The sequence below is a fragment of the Halothiobacillus neapolitanus c2 genome, assembly GCF_000024765.1.
GTDB classification, from domain to species: Bacteria; Pseudomonadota; Gammaproteobacteria; order Halothiobacillales; family Halothiobacillaceae; genus Halothiobacillus; species Halothiobacillus neapolitanus.
This window is the reverse complement of sequence record NC_013422.1, coordinates 1437970-1460021: the sequence shown is the minus strand read 5'-3', so window position 1 is coordinate 1460021 and position 22052 is coordinate 1437970. Positions and strand designations below refer to the sequence as shown.

Below are 22052 nucleotides of genomic sequence, written 5' to 3'. Positions count from 1 at the left end.
GAATAGCTCGATTCCGGTTAGGGTCTGGCCGCATTAGCGTGTTTATTCTAGCAGGGCGAATCGTGTTTTGAGTCGCGCATTCCCGAGGAAGGTATCTGCTTTTATGATAAGCTCAAATAAAGGGGGCTCGAATCCCCTTTATTTGTTGTATCTTTATTTGCACAACCTTACTTGATGCATTGGTCAGGAGCATCGCACCATGAATATTCAGATGAGAGCAGCCAAATGAGCAGCCATTTGATGTCTACCTATAATCGGCAGCCGGTCACGTTCGTTCGTGGTGAGGGTGCGCGTTTGTGGGATGAGGCCGGGCGCGAGTATCTGGATGCATTGAGCGGTATCGCAGTGACGGGGTTGGGGCATTCCCATCCTGATATCAGTGAAGCCATTTGTGATCAGGCAAAGACCCTCATACACACCTCTAATGTTTACGGCGTGCATTGGCAATCCCGGTTGGCCGACAAGTTGGCCGAGATTTCCGGTATGGAATCGGTTTTTTTTTCTAATTCCGGGGCGGAAGCAAACGAGGCGGCAATCAAGCTGGCTCGGCTGTATGCGCATCAACGGCAGATTGAAAATCCACAAATCCTGGTGATGGAAACCAGTTTCCATGGCCGGACGCTGGCTACGCTGGCTGCGACTGGAAATGCGGCTATTCAGAAGGGGTTCGGCCCTTTGGTTGTCGGCTTCCTGCGAGTGCCCTACGGTGATCTTGAAGCGATTGAGCGGATGGCGACGTTGCACGGCAACATCGTGGCGGTGCTGGTCGAGCCCGTTCAAGGCGAGGGCGGCGTCCGTGCGGCGCCCGAGGGATATTTGCAGGGTATTCGGGCATTATGCGATCAGCACGACTGGTTGATGATGGTTGATGAAGTGCAAACCGGCATCGGACGTACCGGGCAGTGGTTTGGCTTCCAGCATGAAGAGGGCTTGTTGCCTGATGTCATGAGTTTGGCCAAAGGGCTCGGGAACGGTGTACCGATTGGCGCTTGTATGGGTGCAGGAAAGGCCGCGACCCTGTTCGCGCCGGGCAATCATGGTTCGACATTTGGGGGCAATCCTCTGGTTTGCCGAGTTGCGCATACGGTTCTGAGCGTGATTGAGCGGGACCAACTCGTTTCACGTGCGGCACAGTTGAGTGAGCGGATTCGCAGTGGTTTGCACACCGTCTTTGCCGGACAGTCCGCTGTGCTTGAACTGCGCGGTCGAGGCTTGATGATTGGGGTTGTGCTGGATCGGCCCTGTGGCGAACTGGTCCGACTGGCCTTGGATGAGGGGTTGTTGATCAACGTGACGGCTGGCTCTGTGATCCGGTTGCTGCCTCCGTTGATCCTGTCCGATGAACAGGCCGATGACCTCGTAAAGCGCCTGGGTGACGTGGTTCTTTCCTGGTTGCATGCCAACGCGACTCAAGTAACGGACTAACGTGCTCTAGGGCTCGCGCAGGGTGCCGGCAGGGGGCATTCCTTGCATTATTTTATTGTTCAAATTTTATTGGGGTGATGGGCACTGAGCCTGTTGCCCGGTAGGTAGAGATTTTTTTATGTCAGTGCGTCACTTCCTGAGTTTGCTGGATTATTCCCAGGCGGACTATCGTCGAATTCTTGCTCGGGCCGAGGCGCTCAAGAAAGCATATGATGCGGGCGTTCGACCGGATACCCTCCGTCAACGGGTCTTGGGGATGATTTTCGAGAAAGCATCGACACGCACGCGATTGTCCTTCGAGGCGGGTATCGCCCAATTAGGCGGTACAGCCATCTTTCTGTCGCCACGTGACACCCAATTGGGGCGGGGCGAGCCGATTGAGGATTCCGCCCGGGTCATTTCTCGGATGGTCGATGCGGTCATGATCCGAGCAAAAGATCACCACATGGTGGAGCAATTCGCCGCTTATTCCCGCGTGCCCGTGATCAATGCGCTGACCGACTTGAACCACCCCTGCCAGCTGCTGGCCGACGTGTTCGCTTTCGAGCAGAATCGCGGCTCGATTCAGGGCAAACGCGTGGCGTGGATCGGTGACGGTTTCAATATGTGCCATTCGTATATCAACGCAGCACAGGTATTCGATTTCGAGTTGATGATCGCTACCCCGGAGGGCTATCAACCAGATCCTGCCGTTGTGGCTGCCGCGGGTGATCGTGTGCATATCGTCCGAACTGCACATGAGGCAGCCTCGGGTGCCGATCTTGTGGTTACCGATGTTTGGGCTAGTATGGGGCAGGAAGACGAGCGTGAGCGCCGCCTCCGGGATTTCAAAACTTTTGTGATCGACGATGGCGTCATGGCGCATGCCAATTCAGATGCCTTGTTCATGCATTGCCTGCCTGCCCATCGTGGGGAAGAAGTAACGGCTGAAGTCATTGATGGCCCGCAAAGCGTTGTGTGGCAAGAGGCGGAAGCACGCCTGCACACACAGAAGGCATTGCTTGAGTTCTTGATTTTGGGCGATGTATCTGATGATGTCGGCAACCCGGTCGCCTAATCGGGTTCGGCGCATTGTCGGCCTGGCCATGAACGCTGAGTATCAACCGGCATGAATACGCCCTTGCAGTCAAAGGATGTCGCCATGGAAACGGCCACCACGGTTTTGAGTCCTCAGCAGGTTCTTGTCCACGGATTGCGTAATGCCGTGCCCTACATTCGTGAGCACGATGGTAAGGTTTTCGTGGTGGCCTTCGGCGGAGAGGCGTTGGCTGAACCCGAGTCGTTCAATCGTGTGGTGCGTGATCTGGTCCTGTTGGCGGATCTGGGTGTTCGTTTGGTTTTGGTGCCTGGCGCACGCCCCCAAATCAATCGTCGTCTCGCCCAAGTGGGTATAGAGCCGCAATTCCATAAGGGTTTGCGTATTACTGAATTCGAGATGATCGACCCTTTGACCGAAGCCGTAGGTGCTTTGCAGTTCGATCTGCTTTCCTGGTTGTCGACTCGTCTGAGCATGTCCTCGGGTTCGGGTCTCGCGCAACGCGTGCTGACCGGCAACTTTGTCACCGCACGTCCGATGGGCGTTATCGACGGTGTGGATCTGGGCTTTACCGGCGCAGTTCGCAGAGTCGACGTGGATGGCATTCGTGACGCGCTGGGTGACGGTTCGATTGTGGTGCAGAGCAACTTGGGTTTTTCGCCCACCGGTGAGCTTTTCAATCTACGAGCTGAGGAAGTTGCAGAATCTCTGGCAGTCAGCCTTGGTGCCGATAAGCTCATTTTTCTGACCGATCCTGTCGACAATCTGCCTTCGGTAATGGGATTGCCTGACGTGCACCAGCTTCTGTCCCAGTCCGGATCGGCGCTTTCCGATGAGTTCCGCTTGCATCTGGAAAGCGCGATACGCGCCTGTTCTCGCGGTGTGGATCGTGTGCATCTTGTCGACCGTGAAGATGACGGCGCGTTGCTGGTTGAACTCTTTACCCGCGATGGTTGCGGCACCCTGATTTCTGCAGAGCCCTTCGAGCGCATTCGTGCGGCCAGTCTTGATGATATCGGTGGCATCGTCGCGCTCATCGAACCGTTGGAGCAAACGGGTGTTCTGGTTCGTCGCTCGCGCGAACAGCTTGAGTTGGAGCTGGATCGTTTCGTGGTGATTGAACGTGATGGCGATATCATCGGGTGTGCTGCGCTTTATCCCTACCCAGACGCACAATCGGCCGAATTGGCTGCACTGGTGGTTCATCCCGCTTATCAGCGCGGCGGACGGGCAGGGCGGTTGCTTGGTTTCCTCGAGTTGCGTGCCCGTTCCATGGGGTTGAAATCGCTGTTTCTGCTCTCGACGCAGACCATGGCGTTCTTCAAAGAAAAAGGCTTTGCGGCAGAGAATATCTCCGGTTTGCCTGCGGAGCGCCAAGCCCTTTATAACTTCAAGCGCAATTCCAAAATCTACCGTAAGTGGATCTGAGCCATTCCTTGACGGTTTCTGCGTCACTTTCTTGGACTGATAAAGTCCGTTTGGTCTTGCCAACCGCTGATGCAGATCGGCGTGAAGTCAGCCTGATTCAGCAGGCGCAGCTTCTTCCTATCCCCACAGTCTGTTCGGAAGAATTGGCTGAAATCCAGCCCGATCATTTTGTTCTGCGATATTCGGATGGTTGTTGGCAGTTGTTTCCACCAACAGATAATGATGCGTTTGGTCGTCATTCCCTTGGTATCGATTTCGTCCAGAACGCTCGTTTCAATCAGCCAATGACTTTGCGTGAACCGCTGGCAAAAGCGGCAGGTTTGCGCGCTAATCGGCGCCCCGTTGTCATCGATCTGACGGCTGGACTTGGGCGTGATTCCTGGGCACTTGCCAGTACGGGCTGCACCGTGTTTGCTTTCGAACGACATCCACTGATTCACTTTTTGTTATCTGATGCGTTGCTGCGCGCGCGGTTGGAGCCCAAGACGCATGATATTGCATCGCGTATCCATCTTTATGGTTCGGACGCCCGTGAGGCATGGCCTGAGAACATCAAACCCGATAAAGATACGGTTTGGTTGATGGATCCGATGTTCCCGGAGCGGCAGAAGTCCGCGCTGGTGAAAAAGGATATGCGCATCTTTCATGATCTGGTGGGTAGTGACGAGGATGCCGATGCGCTGTTCGTGTGGGCGCGTCAGCAACCGGCGAATCGGTATGTGGTCAAGCGCCCGCCACAGTCGCCCGCTTTGGCTGGTGCCCAGCCATCAATGAGCATCAGTAGCGGTCGGGTCCGTTTCGATTGTTATATCAAGCCTGCGGCTTCCCTCTCGCAGTAACAGTCCATCGTTGGTGGCGCATCGCTTGTGACCGTTACTCGGGTCGGCGCAGTACCATTTGTGGGAATGGGATGGCGATATTCTCTTCATCGAACCGTTGCTTGATCTGCTCACGAAGTTCCGTTTGAACCGCCAATATGTCGCTGGCATTAACCCAAACGCGAATCAGCAAGTCGATACTCGACGCGCCAAAATCATTGACGAGCACAAGCGGCGCGGGCTCGGGCAGTATCCTGCTGTCTGCCGCACAAAGCGACGTGATGATTTCTTTTGCTTGTCTTGGATCGTTCGCGTAATCGATGCCAACGGCAATTTCGATTCGACGCGTTGGGTGGGTGCTGAAGTTTTTGATCGGGCTGTTGTATATCGTGGCATTGGGCACGATGATTTCGACGTTTGATGGATCGGTCATGCGGGTCTGGAAAATACCAATTTCTTTGATGGTGCCCATCACATTCGCGCCATCGACAAAGTCACCGATCTTGAATGGTCGAAAAATAAGAATCATGACCCCTGCGGCGAAATTCCCCAGCGATTCCTTGAGCGCAAGACCAACGGCAATACCGGCGGCGCCGATGAGGGCTACCAGTGATGTTGTGTCGAGTCCTAGTTGAGACAAGGCAGCGACCGCAATGAAAAGCAGGAAAATGGTTCGAGCGATGGAGACGATAAAGCCAATCAACATGATATCTACGCGGGTTCTCCGTAATACGCGTTCAAGCCAGGGTACGGTCCAGCGACTGATGTAATAACCTGCTACGGCGATGGCGAGTGCAAGCGCGATCTTGATCAGCCAGGGCTGGATTACGTCATGGAATAGTGCAGAGTCGAACATGTTCAAGCCTCTCCTCAGGATATGGGAATTGGATAAGGACACGGGTTTGAGTGTGCCATTCTCTTTGAACGATCTGAATAATTACATCCTGTTATTTTCAGAGGGCGAAAATCAAAAATGTGAATTTTGATTTTTTTCATAAACAATTACCGTGATGGTTGTTTACGGCGGCAAATCCCTGAGCCGCGCGGAATCCCTGATTTAATCAGGGTTTCCCTTTGGGTTCAGGATGAAATTGGCCTCGATATTTCGGCCTTAAACTTTTGATTCTGAAGTGATCGGATAATAAAAAACACCGCGTAGGCGGTGTTTTTATCAATCGGCATTCGGGTCGAATGACCCGAACCATCAGCAATGATTAGTTGCTGCTGACGCCTTCGGTTGTTACAACAACACGACGATTCTTGGCGCGACCTTCTTTGGTCTTGTTGCTAGCTACCGGATCAGCTTCACCCATGCCTTGGGTTTCGATCTTGTCGGCAGGGATGTTGTGAGCAGTCAGGTACTTGGCAACCGTGTTGGCACGACGCTCTGACAGGCCAATGTTGTATTTCTCGGTGCCGATGCTGTCGGTGTAACCCACAACTTTGATCTTGGCAATCGAGTTCATGTCGCCCATTTCAGAGATCAACTTGTCCAAAGCTTCTTTGCCGGCTGGCTTGAGGTTGTACTTGTCGAAGTCGAAGTAGGTGTCGGCAGTCAGGGTGACTGTTTTCATTTCTGGCGCTGGAGGTGGTTCTACCAGAGCTGCAGGAGCCGCTTCTTTTGGCTTGGCAATCATGTCTGGATCGCAGGCCATAATGGCTGTTTCTGGGGTAACTTTACCCACGCCATTGTGAACACATTCGCCGTAAGGCGTCATAACGGGTTCGCCAGCACTGTTGAACACGTAAGGTGACAACGGTTTCTGGTCGGCGAAGGCTTGACCGGATAATGCCATGGCCGCAACGATGCCTGTGGCGAGTACGGTAAATTTATTCATCTGTAAGGTCTCCTTTCTCTAAATGGACGCATGAGAATGATAAGCATGATGCGTCATCTATTATGCCCCATTCGATTGGCAAATGTAGTGCCGGAGTTCCTTTTGCAGTAAAAGGGCGCGCTGGATGTGACTGTTTAACGGTATGCGAGAGGGCATACTTCGATTCTGTTTGTGGTTTTTGAGTGCTCATTGTGCGCATAATCGCCGTAATTAATTTCATAATCAATGGGTTAAATTGATTGCAGCGTGAATGGTTTTTTTGGTTGTCCTTGGTGCGTTCGCGTTGTTTATTTGCAACATTCGTGGTTGGCGTGATACGCATCATTGATGTGATGCCTACTGACTTGGCACAACGGTGGAGAGGGATATGAAGTGATGATCAGCATGAGCGTTCATTTGTCATCTTGTGGTAAACTTCCGGCTCTTTTTTGCTGGGTCATGGTGACCGTTTATTTGTACTCATAAGCCACTGGGTCTCGACACCACCGGATTGGGCGTGAGAAATCGTAAGGATTAACAATGTCTGAATTTGCGCAAGAGATATTCAAGGTCAATCTCGAAGACGAGATGCGGCGCTCATATCTTGACTATGCGATGAGTGTAATTGTCGGTCGTGCATTGCCCGATGCACGCGATGGGCTCAAGCCGGTCCATCGACGCGTTCTGTACGCCATGCGTGAGCTCGGCAACGACTGGAACAAGCCTTACAAGAAGTCGGCCCGTGTCGTCGGTGACGTCATCGGTAAATACCACCCGCATGGCGATACTGCGGTTTACGATGCACTGGTCCGGATGGCGCAAAATTTTTCCATGCGCTACATGTTGATCGACGGCCAGGGTAACTTCGGTTCCGTTGATGGTGACGCGCCTGCAGCCATGCGATATACCGAAGTGCGCATGGCCAAGGTCGCGCACGAGTTGCAGGCCGATCTTGAAAAAGAGACCGTCGATTTCATTGATAACTACGATGGATCGGAGAGTGAGCCAAGCGTATTCCCCGCACGCTACCCCAACCTGTTGGTGAATGGCTCGTCGGGCATCGCCGTTGGCATGGCGACAAATATCCCGCCGCACAATCTGACCGAAATACTGAATGCGACCATTGCGTTGATCGATGATCCGGATACCGACGATGAAACGCTGTTGTCGCACGTGCCGGGGCCTGATTTTCCAACGGCCGGCATCATAAACGGCGCCGCCGGCATTCGTGAGGCATATCTCACTGGTCGTGGTCGCGTTGTTATGCGCGCTCGGACCCATTTCGAAGAAGATGACCGTGCCGGCAAAGCCATTATCATCGTGACCGAGTTGCCCTATCAGGTGAACAAGGCCCGTTTGATTGAGCGCATCGCCGAATTGGTCCGCGAGAAAAAAATCGAAGGCATCACCGAACTGCGTGACGAATCCGACAAGGACGGTATGCGCATTGTGATCGAGCTTCGGCGTGGCGAATTGCCTGATGTGATGCTCAATAACCTCTATCAACAAACCCAGATGCAGAGCGTGTTTGGGATCAATATGGTCGCGATTGTCGGTGGGCAGCCGCGTACCTTGGGTTTGCGCGACATCTTGACCGTATTTTTGCGTCATCGCCGGGAAGTGGTGACGCGACGCACGATCTATGATTTACGTAAGGCACGCGAACGCGCGCACATCCTTGAAGGCCTGGCCGTTGCCCTGGCGAACATTGATGCGATGATTGCTTTGATTAAGGCGGCGCCCACTTCTAATGAAGCGCGCACCGCGTTAATGGCCCAAAATTGGGATTCGGGTCTGGTTCACGCCCTTCTGGAACGAGCGGATGCAGCCGCTTCCCGACCGGAATCTCTGACGGCCGATTTTGGATTGCAGCCGGATCGCAGTTACCGCCTCTCACAAGAGCAAGCGCAAGCGATCCTTGAAATGCGCCTCAACCGCCTCACCGGTCTGGAGCAGGACAAGATCGTCGAAGAATATCGTAGCTTGCTCGAAAAAATTATCGATCTGTTGGATATTTTGCGTTCGGAATCTCGTCTGATGCAGGTTATCCGTGACGAGCTGGTTGCCATGATCGAGGAGTTTGGTGATGCCCGCCGCACCGAGATTGTTTTTGATTATGAAGACCTCTCCATTGAAGATCTGATCGCGGAAGAGGATCGCGTGGTCACCCTGTCGCGAGAAGGGTACATCAAGACCCAATCGCTGAGCGAATATCAGAGCCAGCGGCGAGGTGGACGTGGCAAATCGTCGACTCGAATGAAAGATGAAGATGTCATTGAGCAGCTGATGGTAGCCAGTACGCACGCTTGGGCGTTGATGTTTACCAATTTGGGCCGCGTTTATTGGCGTAAAGTCTATCAGTTGCCGCAAGGGGCTCGGGGTGCGCGTGGCCGTCCGGTCGTGAACATTCTGCCTTTGCAGGAAGGTGAGCGGGTCAATGCACTGTTGCCGGTGCGTGAGTTTGTCGACGATCACTATATTTTCTTCGCCACAGCCACGGGCCAAGTGAAGAAGACACCATTAGTTGATTTCTCGCGGCCACGTCAGGCCGGTATTATTGCGATTGACCTGCGCGACGATGATCGGCTGGTCGGCGCCAGGCTCACCGATGGCTCACGCGAACTCATGCTCTTTAGCAATGCGGGCAAATCCATTCGTTTCGCAGAAGCCGACGTGCGCTCGATGGGACGAACAGCCGGTGGAGTCCGCGGCATTCGGATGGACGAGATGCAGCGCGTCGTTTCTCTGCTTGTCGTGGGCGAAGGTCAGGTTCTTACCGCCACGGAACATGGCTACGGCAAGCGCACGCCAATCGATGACTTCCCGTTACAAGGGCGTGGCGGCCAAGGTGTCATCGCAATCCAGACCAGCGAGCGCAATGGTGCTTTGGTGGGTGCGGCGCTGGTTCAGGATGAAGATGAGGTCATTCTCATCTCCGATGCCGGCACATTGGTGCGCACAGAAATCAGTCAGATTTCATCGGTTTCTCGCAATACGCAGGGCGTCATTCTGATTCGCCTAAGTGACGATGAAAAATTGGTGCAATTGGCGGCGGTGTCGGCTATGTCTGTAGATTCCGATGCAGACAGGGATGAGAACGCTACTGAAGAAGACGGTTCGAGCGAAACTGAGTAATGATCAGTCGATAGGTTTTTGGGATTTTAATTAGAAACGGTTGGGAGTAATCATGGCGCGAGTATTTAATTTTGGCGCAGGTCCTGCGACGTTACCTGAAGATGTGTTGATTCAAGCACGCGACGAGATGTTGGATTGCGATGGCACCGGTATGTCCGTGATGGAGATGAGCCATCGCGGTAAAAAATTCGTTGCCATTGCTGAGCAGGCAGAAGCTGATCTTCGTCAGTTGATGTCGATTCCGGACAATTACAAAGTGCTGTTCTTGCAGGGCGGGGCATCGGCCCAGTTTGCCATGATCCCCATGAACCTGAAAGCTGCTCGTGGTGATGGTTCTGCCGATTATCTGAACACCGGTCACTGGTCCGAGAAAGCAATTGCTGAAGCGAAGCGCTTCCTGAACGTCAACGTGGTTGCCGATACCAAGCCGAGCAAATACACCCTGTTGCCTGCAGCCGATGAGCTGAAGTTCAACCCGAACGCTTCTTATGTTCACTACACACCGAATGAAACCATTGCGGGCGCCGAGTTCGGTTACATTCCTGAAAGTGGTGACGTGCCTCTGGTTGCCGATATGTCATCTACGATCCTCTCGCGTCCTGTGGACGTTTCTAAGTTCGGCATTATCTATGCCGGTGCGCAAAAAAACATTGGTCCATCCGGTTTAACGATCGCCATCGTTCGTGATGATCTGATCGGCCATGCGGGTGCCGACGTGCCTGCCATGTTCGACTACAAAATCCACGCCGATAACGGTTCGATGTACAACACGCCGCCCACCTATGCCTGGTACATCGCCGGTCTGGTATTCAAGCGCCTGCTGGCGAATGGTGGCTTGGAGCAAATGAAGCAAATTAACGAGCGCAAGGCCAACAAGCTCTATGCTGCCATCGATCAGAGTGGCGGTTTCTATCGCAATCCGGTGGCGCTCAATGCCCGTTCCTGGATGAATATCCCCTTCATCCTCAAGGATGATGCGCTGGATAAACCATTCCTTGCCGAGGCTGACAAGGCCGGTCTTTCTGCACTGGCCGGTCACCGTTCCGTCGGTGGGATGCGTGCAAGTATTTATAACGCCATGCCTGAAGCCGGTATCGACGCACTGATCGCGTTTATGCACGATTTCGCTCAGCGCCACGGTTAATTCCTGAGTTGACTCTCAGGCTGACTTTCAGGCTAATTTCAGATTCCAGAGGTTTTTAAATGTTTAATATTCACACACTGAACGCCATTTCCAATAAGGGTACCGATCGCCTGCCAGCGGATAAGTACAACGTAAGCGCGCCGATCGATTCTGCCGATGCCATTCTGGTTCGCTCGGCCAAGATGCACGATATGAGCCTGCCTGAATCCGTATTGGCCATCGGTCGTGCTGGTGCGGGCGTCAACAATATCCCGGTCGAGAAGATGAGCGAACAGGGTGTTGTGGTATTCAATGCGCCAGGCGCCAACGCCAACGCGGTTAAAGAACTCGTTATGGCTGGCATGCTGATGTCGATCCGTAACCTCGGTGCGGCTTGGGATTTCGCGCGCGGACTGAATGGTACCGATGAAGAAATTCACAAGGCCGTTGAAGCGGGTAAGAAGAATTTCGTTGGTTTCGAATTGCCCGGTCGCACTTTGGGTGTGATTGGCCTTGGTGCCATCGGTGTGCGCGTAGCTAACGCGGCCAAAGCCTTGGGTATGCGCGTGATCGGGTTTGATCCGGGCATCAGCATCGAGCGTGCATGGGAATTGTCTCCTGAAGTTCATCAGGCGAGCAGTGTGGATGAAGTGCTGGCCAAGGCCGATTTCGTGAGTTTTCACGTGCCGTTGATCGATGCCACCCGCAACCTGATTAACGCCGAGCGTCTGGCATTCATGAAAGAGAATGTTGTCGTATTGAACTTCGCTCGCGAAGGCATTGTTGACGAAGCGGCCATGGTTGCTGCACTGGATGCCGGTAAGGCACATGCTTACGTTTCAGATTTTCCGAGCAACCTGACCAAAAACCACCCCCGTTGCCTGACGTTCCCGCATTTGGGCGCATCCACCGGCGAAGCGGAAGACAACTGCGCCATCATGGTTGCCGACCAAATCAAGGATTACCTCGAAAACGGCAATATTCGTAACTCGGTCAACTTCCCAGAAGTACGCATGGCTCGTTCGGGCGTTCAGCGCTTGGCGATCGCCAACCGCAATATGCCGGACATGGTCGGACAGATTTCTCATATTCTCGGGAAGTCGAACGTCAATATTGAACGTTTGACGAACGAGTCGCGCAAACAGGTCGCTTATACTCTGATTGACCTTGATTCGCCGGTTTCAGACGATACCTTGGCCGCTTTGCGCGGTATCAACGGCATCCTGCGTATCCGCGTTCTGTAAGGGTAACGCGGTGACAGACGCTTTGGGTGAAGCGGGGGCTGGTTGGTCGGATCGACGTTCGCCAGATCAGCCTCTGCCCAACACGCTGGCTGAAGTGCGGCAACAGATCGACTCACTCGACTCCGAGTTGATTGCATTGATTTCCAAACGTGCCCGCCTCGCCGAGCGCGTCGCGGAGATCAAGCAGTTGTCCAACGAACCTCAGACATCTTTTTATCGTCCCGAACGAGAGGCTCAGGTACTGTCACGTGTGCGTGAACGTAATCCTGGCCCTCTTTCGGGTGATACGATGGTTTGGCTTTTTCGGGAAATTATGTCGGCTTGCCTCGCGCTTGAGCAGCCGCTTTCCGTAGCCTGCCTCGGTCCTTCGGGCACCTTTTCCGAACAGGCGGCCTTGCGCGCGTTTGGTCACGGCGCCCATCTGGTTCTTGAGCCGGGTATTCCCGAAGTTTTCCGTGCCGTTGCGGCGGGTTCCGTTGATTTCGGCGTTGTACCCGTTGAAAACTCCACGGAAGGCAGCGTGTCCCAAACCTTGGATGCCTTGGCATTTGGAGCGACTGGTGGCGCCTTGTATGGTGTTTGGGTGCCCGGGGAAGTCCGCATTTGCGGTGAACTGTCGCTCAAGATAGATCAGCAGTTGATGGCTCGGCAGGATGCGCGCGATGTCTTGCCCCAGCGTATTGTGTCCCATGCCCAGTCATTGGCCCAATGTCGGGAATGGCTGGACGTTCACTATCCCGGCGTCGAACGCATTGCGGTGCAGAGCAATAGCGAAGCTGCTCGCCTTGCCGCTGAATCACCAAGCATCATGGCCATTGGTCCCACGCTGGCTGCAGAGCAGCATGGTCTGGATATAGTCGCTGCAAACATTCAGGACAGTGCGTTCAATACCACCCGATTCGTCGTGATCGGTCGGGACACAGTACCGCCCTCGGGTGCGGACAAAACCTCACTGGTGCTTTCCGTCAACAACATGCCCGGAGCGTTGTCGCGTTTGCTTGCACCGCTGGCGGAGGCGGGGATTGATGTTATGCGCATCGAATCCCGACCAGCGCGGGAACGGGCGTGGGAGTATGTGTTTTTCATCGATTTCGAAGGACATGCAGACGATGAGCGCATTCGGGCGGCCCTGAGCAAAATGCAACCGTTTTGCAGTTCTCTTCGTGTTTTGGGTTCCTATCCACGCGCGGTCATGTCTGCATCAAGTCCCAATGCAGCGGGTGGATCAACATCGGGCAGGGTTGTGTCATGAGCGCATACGATCGCATCGGTCAACAATTGTCGGGGCAGGCGCTGGATTACGTACGTGCCATTTCCCCATACGTCATCGGCAAACCCGTTGATGAAGTCGCACGTGAATTCGGCCTGACCGACATCATCAAGCTGGCTTCCAACGAGAATCCCCTGGGTGCCAGCCCGCGTGCTCGCGCGGCTATGCAGTCTCTGGACGATCTACATATTTACCCCGATGGCAGTGGCTACGCACTTAAAACCGCCATTGCAAAGAAGTTCGATGTGGCGCCATCTGCGATCACGCTGGGTAATGGTTCGAATGATCTGCTGGAATTGGTTGCCCGCGCGTATCTTTCACCGGGGCGTAATGCCGTGTTCTCCGCTCATGCTTTTGCGGTTTACGCTTTGGTAACTCAGGCCACGGGTGCGCAGGCTAAAATTGTGCCTGCGCTACCACCCGATCATCCGACCATGCCGTATGGCGCCGATCTGCCTGCCATGGCTGCCGCCATCGATGCCGATACCCGCGTGGTCTTTCTGGCTAACCCGAACAACCCGACGGGTACCTGGGTCAGTGAACCTGAGTTGCGCGCGTTTCTGGAAGCCGTGCCAGACAGTGTCGTTGTGGTTCTTGACGAGGCCTACAGTGAATATGTTGATCGTGCTTTTTATGCCGATGGCCGTTTTCCCGATGGCCTGCTTTTGGCGCGCGAATTCCCCAATGTGCTTGTTATGCGCACCTTCTCCAAAATCTATGGGCTGGCAGCGCTTCGCGTGGGCTTCGCGGTAGGTCATCCGCAAGTCATCGCTATTCTTGATCGGGTGCGGCAGCCATTCAACGTCAATAGTCTTGCGCTCAAGGCGGCCGAAGCGGCTCTGGCAGATGAAGAGTTTATCCTGCATAGCCGCGCGGTGAACGCGACCGGACTGGACTTCATGGCAAAAGCATTGGCGTCGCGCGGTCTATCAGTTATTCCATCGCTTGCCAATTTCGTTACCGTCAATACAGGTTTGCCCGCCGGGCTTGTGTTTGATGCCTTGCTTCGTGAGGGTGTGATTGTCCGACCTTTGGGCGGCAAATCCGATACCGGTGGGCTTTCGTGCCATATCCGGATCACGATTGGCACGCAGGCTCAGAATGAACGTGCACTGGCCGCGATGGACCTCGTGCTGACGACACTTCGGGCAACTGCGGGTTAGATTTGGGTGATGATCAACCGTCTGGCACTTATTGGTCTGGGTTTGATCGGCGGTTCCTTGAGTCTGGCACTCAAGGAACGAGGACTGGTCGGCGAGGTGGTGGGCTATAGCCGTCAGTTGCAGACCCGGCTTCGCGCGCGCGAGCTAGGACTGATCGATCGACCTGTCGATTCCGCCGCTGAGGCGGTGCGTGGTGCCGATGTGGTGTTTATTGCCACGCCGGTACAGGCGATGGCATCGGTTTTCGCTGAAATAGGCCCCGAGCTTGATCCAGGCGCATTAATCACCGACGGCGGTAGTGTGAAAGGCAATGTGGTGGCAGCTGCAAAGTTGTCTTTGAGCCCCGCGCAGTGGGGGCAGTTTGTCCCCGGCCACCCGATTGCCGGTACCGAACGCAGCGGCCCCGATGCGGCGTTCGCCACCTTGTTCGTTGATCACCGCGTGATCCTGACACCCATTAGCGAAAATGCCCCCGAGATGGTGACTCGTGCCGTCGATCTTTGGCAAAGTGTGGGTGCCATCGTCGAACAGATGGATGTTCAGCATCATGATCATGTGTTGGCGGCAACCAGTCATTTGCCTCACTTAGCCGCCTTCGGTCTGGTGTCCGCTTTGTCCCGCCTTGAAGAGCGGTACGAGGTGTTCCGTTATGCCGCGGGCGGATTCCGTGATTTTTCTCGCATTGCCAGCTCCGATCCGCAAATGTGGCGTGATATCTGTGTCGCGAACCGAGATGAATTGCTGCCGATGCTGGATCATTATCTGGTTGAGTTGCACCGACTGCGGCAGTTGATCGAAGCGAGTGACAGTGCCGGTGTTGAAAAGCTTTTTGCCGACGCCAAGGCCGTTCGGGACGCACTGTACCGACCAGCAACATCCCAATCCTGATTTCTTCTTTTTTTGAGTGTCTGACATGAATACAGCCACAGAACCGGCACCTATGGCGGTGACGTACATCACGCAGCCCGGGCGGGCGAAAATCCAGGGTTCCATCCGCGTTCCGGGTGACAAATCCATTTCCCACCGATCGATCATGCTGGGTGCGCTCGCCGATGGTACGACCGAAATTACCGGCTTTCTTCAAGGGGAGGATAGCCTGAACACACTGCGCTGCTTCCGTGCGATGGGCGTTGAAATTACTGAGCCCGTTGAGGGTCGAGTGCGTGTCAATGGTGTGGGTTTGCATGGTTTGAAAGCACCTGCCCATCCTTTGTACGTGGGTAACTCGGGTACATCGATGCGCTTGATGGCGGGGATTCTCGCTGGACAGTCGTTCGATACCGTATTGGAAGGCGATGAATCCCTTTCACGGCGGCCGATGAAACGGGTGATTGATCCGCTGACCCAAATGGGCGCGGTCATCGAATCGGCTGAGGGCGGGCGATCACCACTCACTATCCGGGGTGGTCAAAGGTTGCGCGCGATCGAATACACCTTGCCGATGGCCAGTGCGCAGGTCAAATCCTGTGTTCTGCTGGCCGGGCTGTATGCCGAAGGCAAGACCTGCGTGACCGAACCGGCACCAACTCGTGATCACACCGAGCGCATGCTGACTGGGTTTGGTTATCCGGTGGCACGCGATGGGTCGACGGCATGTCTCGACGGTGGCGGCCAACTTATCGCCCGTCAGATCGATGTGCCCGCAGATATTTCATCGGCTGCCTTTTTCATGGTCGCGGCCAGTATCGCGCCTGAGGCCGATATCACGCTCGAACATGTGGGCATGAATCCGACGCGCACCGGCGTGATTGATATTCTGAAACTCATGGGTGCCGACATTACCCTTCACAATCCGCGTGAAGTGGGTGGGGAGCCCGTCGCGGATGTCAAGATCAGAAGTGCGAAGCTGCGCGGAATCGACATACCCGAAGCGCTCGTGCCGCTCGCCATCGATGAGTTCCCGGCGTTGTTCGTTGCGGCGGCCTGTGCCGAAGGGCGAACCGTTCTGACGGGTGCCGAGGAACTCCGCGTTAAGGAATCTGATCGTATCGCCGTGATGGCCGACGGCCTCAACAAGTTGGGTGTAGAGGCCACGGCCACCCCGGACGGCATGATCATTCAAGGGAAAGGGGCAAACAGCCAATCCTTTGGTTCTGCAGAAATATGGAGTCAGGGTGACCACCGTATCGCCATGTCTTTTGCGGTGGCGGGCTTGCGCTCGGTAGGCACGATCACGATTCATAACTGTGAGTTCGTCGAAACTTCATTTCCCGGTTTCGCAGACCTGTTCCGACATTGTGGTGGTGGTCTGGTTGATCAGTTGGTAACAGGTGAACGCGCATGATCCCGGTCATTACCATCGATGGACCCAGCGGTTCGGGCAAGGGCACACTGGCCCGGCGTTTGGCCGAGCAGCTCGGCTTTCATCTGCTCGATTCCGGTGCGCTGTATCGCTTGACCGCATTGGCAGCCCAGAAGCGGAACATTGATTTGGAAGCCCCCGAAGTGGCCGCCGTAGCGCAGTCACTCAATGTGCGTTTTGATCCCGATGGCGCAGCTTATCTGGACGACGCGTGCGTTGATTCGGTTTTGCGCACAGAACAAACTGGAGCGATGGCCTCAAAAATTGCAGCGCGACCCGACGTGCGTGCGGCATTGCTTGAGCGTCAGCGAGCGTTTGCGACAGCACCGGGGCTTGTCGCCGATGGCCGTGATATGGGTACCGTCGTCTTTCCGGACGCGCCAGCCAAACTTTTTTTGGACGCCAGCGCGCAAATTCGGGCCGAACGGCGCTATAAACAGTTGATCGAGAATGGTTTAAGTGCTAATTTAGCCGCCCTCGTCGAGGAGATACAGGCTCGGGACGATCGGGATCGCAATCGAGCGGTTGCCCCGCTTGTTCCCGCCGAAGATGCCTTGGTGGTTGATTCCACGCATCTGTCGATTGAGGCCGTTGAAGCACGGATGATGGAATTCATTCGTGCGCAAGGTGTTGTTTGATTTAACGCTACTGTTCGGACTGCCAACCCAGGGACGCGGAATGGTCAGCCTTTTAACCACCACGACAGACAGTCATTCGGAGCGTCTGGTCGTATTTTTTGGAACGAAGTATTCATGTCAGCTCAATTTGAAAGTTTTGCCGATCTCTTTGAAGAGAGTCAAAAAAATGCAGTAATGCAGCCGGGTGCCATCATCGAAGGTACCGTCGTTGCGATCAATGGCGATTTTGTCGTCATCGACACGGGCCTTAAATCTGAAGGTGTGATTCCCGCAGCCGAGTTTCTTGATGAAAACGGCGAATTGACTGTCAAGGTTGGCGATAAGGTTGATGTCGCACTTGAGTCGGTTGAAGATGGTTTCGGCGAAACCAAGCTTTCCCGCGAGAAAGCACTGCGCGCCCGTGCATGGACCGCGCTTGAAAAATCATTCAAGAACGAAGAAATTGTTACCGGTCGCATCACCGGCAAGGTCAAAGGTGGCTTTACCGTCGAGATGGGCGAAATCCGTGCGTTCCTGCCGGGTTCACTCGTCGATGTGCGTCCGATCCGCGACACCACGTACCTCGAAGGTAAGGATGTCGAATTCAAGATCATCAAGCTTGACCAGAAACGCAACAACGTAGTGGTATCTCGCCGTGCCGTTGTTGAGCAAGAGTACAGCGCCGAACGCGATGCGCTGCTCGACCAGTTGCAAGAAGGCATGGTTCTGCGCGGGGTCGTCAAGAACCTCACCGATTACGGTGCGTTCCTTGACCTCGGCGGCATCGATGGCCTGCTGCACATTACCGACATGGCGTGGAAGCGTGTCAAGCATCCTTCTGAAGTGGTGAACATCGGTGATGAAGTCGACGTTAAGGTATTGAAGTTCGACCGTGATCGTAACCGCGTATCACTGGGCATGAAGCAAATGGGCGAAGACCCATGGAGCGATCTGGCTCGCCGATTCCCGATCAGCAGCCGTATGTTCGGTAAAGTGACCAACCTGACTGACTACGGTTGCTTCGTTGAAATCGACAACGGTGTTGAAGGTCTGGTTCACGTTTCAGAAATGGATTGGACCAACAAAAACGTCAATCCAGGCAAAGTCGTCTCTGTCGGCGACGAAGTCGAAGTCATGATTCTGGATATCGACGAAGAACGCCGCCGTATTTCTCTGGGCATGAAGCAGTGCCAGGCCAATCCTTGGGATGCCTTCGCTGCTTCGCACCAGAAGGGCGACAAGGTTAGCGGTCAAATCAAATCGATCACTGACTTCGGTGTGTTCATTGGTCTGGATGGCGGCATCGATGGCCTGATCCACCTGTCTGATCTTTCTTGGAACGAAGCAGGCGAAGAAGCCGTGCGTCAGTTCAAGAAAGGCGAAGAAATCGAAGCGGTTGTCATCGCGATCGATCCAGAGCGCGAACGTATTTCTTTGGGCTTGAAACAGCTTGAAAGCGACCCGATCGGCGACTACGCTGCCGATAACCAGAAGGGCAAAATCGTGAACGGTACCGTTCGTGAAGTTGATGCTCGTGGTGCCGTGATCGATCTCGGCGAAGGCGTCGAAGGTTACTTGCGTGCCTCTGACATCTCCCGTGACCGCATCGACGATGCACGCACCGTCCTCAAGGAAGGTGATGCCGTTGAAGCCAAGGTGATGGGCGTTGATCGTAAAAACCGTATGGTCAGCCTCTCTATCCGTGCCAAGGATTCTCAGGAAGAGTCCGAAGCAATGGAAGAATTGAGCAGCCGCGCTACCGTCAGCAACCCGACCTTGGGTGATCTGCTGAAAGAACAGCTCAATCGCTCTGAATAAGATCGGATTAGCTTGAAGTAAAGGCGCCATCTTGTGATGGCGTTTTTGATTGATCAGTTTGGGTTTGTCTGTTCAAACCCAAACCATTTTTTCAAAGCAGAGTGCCGATGAAACATTCTTCTTCGACAAAATGTAACGTGCTCAACGTGGTCACTAAAACCAAAAATACAGGATGACTTGCATGACAAAATCAGAGCTGATCGACCGCTTGGCGGATCGTCAAAAATATCTTTCAATTCGCGATATTGATACGTCTGTAAAGCTGATGCTCGATGAGATGATCTCCTCAATGTCTCGTGGTGATCGGATTGAGATCCGGGGCTTCGGTAGTTTTTCCTTGAATTACCGCAAACCGCGTATCGGTCGGAACCCGAAATCGGGTGAGAGTGTTGCTCTGGATTCCAAATATGTCCCTCATTTCAAGCCCGGCAAGGAATTACGGGAGCGGGTTAATGAAAAGGCGGGTCAAGCCATTCGCGGCGAATAAGATAGAACCATGTCAGAGACCGCTCCTCAGCCCCAACTTTACGTTGCGCTGGATTTCGCAGATCCAAAGTTGGTTGAGCCCTTTGTCGATCAGTTGAACCCCGGTGAATGCGGACTCAAGGTTGGCAAGGAGTTGTTTACCCGAGGCGGACCTGATCTGGTTCGTCGCCTGGTACAGCAAGGCTTTCCCGTTTTCCTGGATCTCAAGTTCCATGATATTCCGCATACAGTTGAGCAGGCGTGCAAGGCGGCCTGTGATCTGGGTGTGCGTTTGGTCAATGTTCATGCAATGGGTGGGCGTGCCATGATGGCCGCTGCCCGCCGTGCCGTTTCAGAGTCATCGGGATCACCGGCCCTTATCGCTGTCACGGTGCTGACATCAATGAACCAATCCGCTTTGGCCGAGGTGGGGGTTACCCGACCACTGGCGGAGCAGGTGTCCATGCTGGCACGTTTGGCCCAGGAAGAGGGGCTCGATGGTGTCGTTTGCTCAGCCTTGGAAGCACATGCGATGCGTCGAATTTTTACGCAACCTGTGCCCGCGATCGTCACGCCCGGCATTAGGCCTTCTGGTGCTGCGCTGGATGATCAATCCCGAGTCATGACGCCGTCGGAAGCCATTTTCGCCGGCGCAACCTCGCTTGTAGTCGGTCGCCCAATTACGCGCGCGCCCAACCCGGCCGGGGTCGTCAGCGATATCCTTGCCAGCATTGCTTCAAGCGACTGATTCACTCAGTTCAACCCCGAAATTCCACATAAGAGACAGTTCCGAGACTAGTGTTTTGCGTCTCGTATGAGGTTGTGTTGGGTTTCGACCCAGATCATAAGATCGTGCAATGCACGAATGTTCTCGACATATTGGATCGTCTCTTCCCCGCGGGCATAGCCGTTGCGTAACTTCCGGTAATACTTTGGATTAGATAAAAGAGCCAGTCGTTCACGGATGTCTCGCCACCGGTTGGGATCACCGCCCTGTATTTTGGTCAACTTGATGGCATCGGTCAGATGGCCGATACCTACGTTATAGGCGGCCATGGCAAGATAGGTACGGTCAGGCTCCTTCGCGTTATCCGGTATGAGTGCACGGAGTTGGTCCAGGTATTTGGCGGCTGCCATGATGTTCTTCACTGGATTGGCCGGGTCAATCAAACCGATATCCTGTGCGGTAGGCGCCGTGATCTGCATGATGCCGTATGCGCCCATATGGGAGCGTGCCTCAGGGTCCCATTTCGATTCCTGATACGCCATCGCCGCCAGCAATCGCCAGTCAATGTCGTATTTCTTCCCCGCGGCCTTGAATGCGGCCAGATAAGGTGAAATACGCTTGTCCACATCTTCGATGAATTGTTGTGCCAATTGTTGATCGAGTTGCTCGAATTGGGCGTAATGACGATCGATCAGATTCTTGAGTTCATTGTTGGCACGTATGGAAGCGAAAAACTGGCGTGCTTTGTCCAGTAGAGATTCATCGGCAAGACGGGAAAAGGCCCACGCAAAAGATACGGGAGGCCCAAGATCGGTTGCCACCTTGATCTTGTCCGATAATTTCTGCCCGAGCATCGCTTCATGCGACAACACAATGCCGTAATCGACCGTACCATTCTCCAGCGCCTCCAGTGTACCGAGACTGCTTTCTTCTAATTTGATGCGGATCGCGTAGCCGTCATCAGGTGGGGTGAGATCAGATGAATCGGGCACATCGTTCGGTGAAATGTCGAGCACGCCACCCTTAGTGCGCTCATCAAGCCAATGCTGATTACTGGAGCCCTGTTCGACTGCAAGCGTTGCGTTGCCGATATCCTGAAGATTTTTGGGTTTATCTACGCCTTGTCGATAAATGAGTTGTCGCCGAACGGATAGATAACTCGGGCCGTAGCGAAATTTGTTCTCTCGGGCGAGATTGACCACGAGACCGGCTGCTGCGAAATCGGCTTTGTCTTCGGCGACGAGTTTATAGGCATTATCGATGTTCTTGGCGATGATAAATCGAACACCCAGTCCTAAACTTGCAGCAAACCGCGTCACAAGGTCGTATTCCAGACCTTGAGTCTGATTCTTGTCGGGGACATAGATGGTGGGGCTGATCAGCGTAGCGACTCTGAGGTAGCCACGGTTACGAACCTGTTCAAGCTGGGGTGTTTGTTCAAATGAACGGGTGATACGTTCGTCCATGGCTGTCGTGCCATAGGGGGCGGGTGGATAAGCATTTAGCCACCAGATCAGCGGTGCGCCAACCAGCGCGGATACACCCAGAATCCTAAGCCACCAGGGCTGCTTTTGGGGCGTTCGTGTTGGTTCAGGTTGAGTCACGAAACGTCCAGTACCGTTATATACCGGATGCGCTGTACTTGCTTATTCGTGGCTGACATC

At 54.2% G+C, this 22052-nt stretch carries 19 protein-coding genes; 15 read left to right on the top strand and 4 right to left on the bottom strand.

Annotated elements, in window-relative coordinates; translation table 11 throughout:
- The first annotated feature begins 174 nt into the window (after nt 1–174).
- From HNEAP_RS06745 to HNEAP_RS06730, 4 genes are all read left to right on the top strand, one after another.
- Nucleotides 175–1425 (top strand): acetylornithine transaminase, encoded by a 1251-nt coding sequence (locus tag HNEAP_RS06745; protein ID WP_081441119.1) that lies wholly within the window; start codon nt 175–177, stop codon nt 1423–1425.
- 118 nt (nt 1426–1543) lie between these two features.
- Complete coding sequence (gene argF, locus HNEAP_RS06740) at nt 1544–2482, top strand: ornithine carbamoyltransferase (protein WP_012824213.1); 939 nt, start codon at nt 1544–1546, stop codon at nt 2480–2482.
- 51 nt (nt 2483–2533) lie between these two features.
- Nucleotides 2534–3889, top strand: a complete 1356-nt coding sequence (argA, locus tag HNEAP_RS06735; protein WP_243726313.1) for an amino-acid N-acetyltransferase — start codon at nt 2534–2536, stop codon at nt 3887–3889.
- A 50-nt stretch (nt 3890–3939) separates the two neighbouring features.
- Nucleotides 3940–4728, top strand: a complete 789-nt coding sequence (locus HNEAP_RS06730; protein WP_049772487.1) for a class I SAM-dependent methyltransferase — start codon at nt 3940–3942, stop codon at nt 4726–4728.
- Nucleotides 4729–4762: 34 nt separating this feature from the next.
- Here HNEAP_RS06730 and HNEAP_RS06725 read toward each other — a convergent pair whose 3' ends face one another.
- The 3 genes from HNEAP_RS06725 to HNEAP_RS12695 form a co-directional block, all read right to left on the bottom strand.
- Nucleotides 4763–5563 carry a mechanosensitive ion channel family protein gene (locus tag HNEAP_RS06725; RefSeq protein ID WP_012824210.1) on the bottom strand — a complete coding sequence of 267 codons (801 nt, stop codon included), beginning with the start codon at nt 5561–5563 and terminating at the stop codon, nt 4763–4765.
- 358 nt (nt 5564–5921) lie between these two features.
- Nucleotides 5922–6545, bottom strand: coding sequence for an OmpA family protein (locus tag HNEAP_RS06720; RefSeq protein WP_012824208.1), 624 nt, complete (start codon nt 6543–6545; stop codon nt 5922–5924).
- Nucleotides 6538–6870, bottom strand: coding sequence for a hypothetical protein (locus HNEAP_RS12695; RefSeq protein WP_133484593.1), 333 nt, complete (start codon nt 6868–6870; stop codon nt 6538–6540). Before HNEAP_RS12695 ends, HNEAP_RS06720 begins: the two co-directional genes overlap by 8 nt.
- A 194-nt stretch (nt 6871–7064) precedes the next feature.
- Here HNEAP_RS12695 and gyrA point away from each other — a divergent pair, with 194 nt between their 5' ends.
- The 11 genes from gyrA (at nt 7065) to pyrF (ending at nt 20409) form a co-directional block, all read left to right on the top strand.
- A complete protein-coding gene (gene gyrA, locus HNEAP_RS06715) occupies nt 7065–9659 on the top strand; it encodes a DNA gyrase subunit A (protein ID WP_012824207.1) in 2595 nt (864 codons plus the stop codon).
- Nucleotides 9660–9711: 52 nt separating this feature from the next.
- Nucleotides 9712–10803: a 3-phosphoserine/phosphohydroxythreonine transaminase gene (gene serC, locus HNEAP_RS06710; protein ID WP_012824206.1), complete on the top strand. Its 1092-nt coding sequence runs from the start codon at nt 9712–9714 to the stop codon at nt 10801–10803.
- Between the two features lie 59 nt (nt 10804–10862).
- The gene (locus HNEAP_RS06705; RefSeq protein ID WP_012824205.1) at nt 10863–12026 is read left to right on the top strand and encodes a phosphoglycerate dehydrogenase; all 1164 of its coding nucleotides are present in this window, start codon (nt 10863–10865) and stop codon (nt 12024–12026) included.
- A gap of 10 nt (nt 12027–12036) precedes the next feature.
- Nucleotides 12037–13278 (top strand): prephenate dehydratase, encoded by a 1242-nt coding sequence (pheA, locus tag HNEAP_RS06700; RefSeq protein WP_012824204.1) that lies wholly within the window; start codon nt 12037–12039, stop codon nt 13276–13278.
- A complete protein-coding gene (hisC, locus tag HNEAP_RS06695) occupies nt 13275–14459 on the top strand; it encodes a histidinol-phosphate transaminase (RefSeq protein WP_012824203.1) in 1185 nt (394 codons plus the stop codon). The genes pheA and hisC overlap by 4 nt, the downstream gene beginning before the upstream one ends.
- Nucleotides 14460–14468: 9 nt before the next feature.
- A complete protein-coding gene (locus tag HNEAP_RS12795) occupies nt 14469–15347 on the top strand; it encodes a prephenate dehydrogenase (RefSeq protein WP_012824202.1) in 879 nt (292 codons plus the stop codon).
- A gap of 25 nt (nt 15348–15372) precedes the next feature.
- On the top strand, nt 15373–16743 hold the full coding sequence (gene aroA, locus HNEAP_RS12790) for a 3-phosphoshikimate 1-carboxyvinyltransferase (RefSeq protein WP_012824201.1): 1371 nt from the start codon (nt 15373–15375) through the stop codon (nt 16741–16743).
- Nucleotides 16740–17399, top strand: a complete 660-nt coding sequence (cmk, locus tag HNEAP_RS06680; protein ID WP_012824200.1) for a (d)CMP kinase — start codon at nt 16740–16742, stop codon at nt 17397–17399. Before aroA ends, cmk begins: the two co-directional genes overlap by 4 nt.
- A gap of 114 nt (nt 17400–17513) precedes the next feature.
- A complete protein-coding gene (gene rpsA / locus HNEAP_RS06675) occupies nt 17514–19196 on the top strand; it encodes a 30S ribosomal protein S1 (RefSeq protein ID WP_012824199.1) in 1683 nt (560 codons plus the stop codon).
- A 181-nt stretch (nt 19197–19377) separates the two neighbouring features.
- Nucleotides 19378–19683 carry an integration host factor subunit beta gene (locus HNEAP_RS06670; RefSeq protein ID WP_012824198.1) on the top strand — a complete coding sequence of 102 codons (306 nt, stop codon included), beginning with the start codon at nt 19378–19380 and terminating at the stop codon, nt 19681–19683.
- A gap of 9 nt (nt 19684–19692) precedes the next feature.
- Entirely contained in the window at nt 19693–20409 is a 717-nt protein-coding gene (gene pyrF, locus HNEAP_RS06665) for an orotidine-5'-phosphate decarboxylase (RefSeq protein ID WP_012824197.1), read from the top strand.
- A gap of 47 nt (nt 20410–20456) precedes the next feature.
- On the opposite strand, the gene HNEAP_RS06660 is transcribed toward pyrF, so the two are convergent.
- Nucleotides 20457–21992, bottom strand: coding sequence for a transglycosylase SLT domain-containing protein (locus tag HNEAP_RS06660; protein ID WP_012824196.1), 1536 nt, complete (start codon nt 21990–21992; stop codon nt 20457–20459).
- Between the last annotated feature and the right edge of the window lie 60 nt (nt 21993–22052).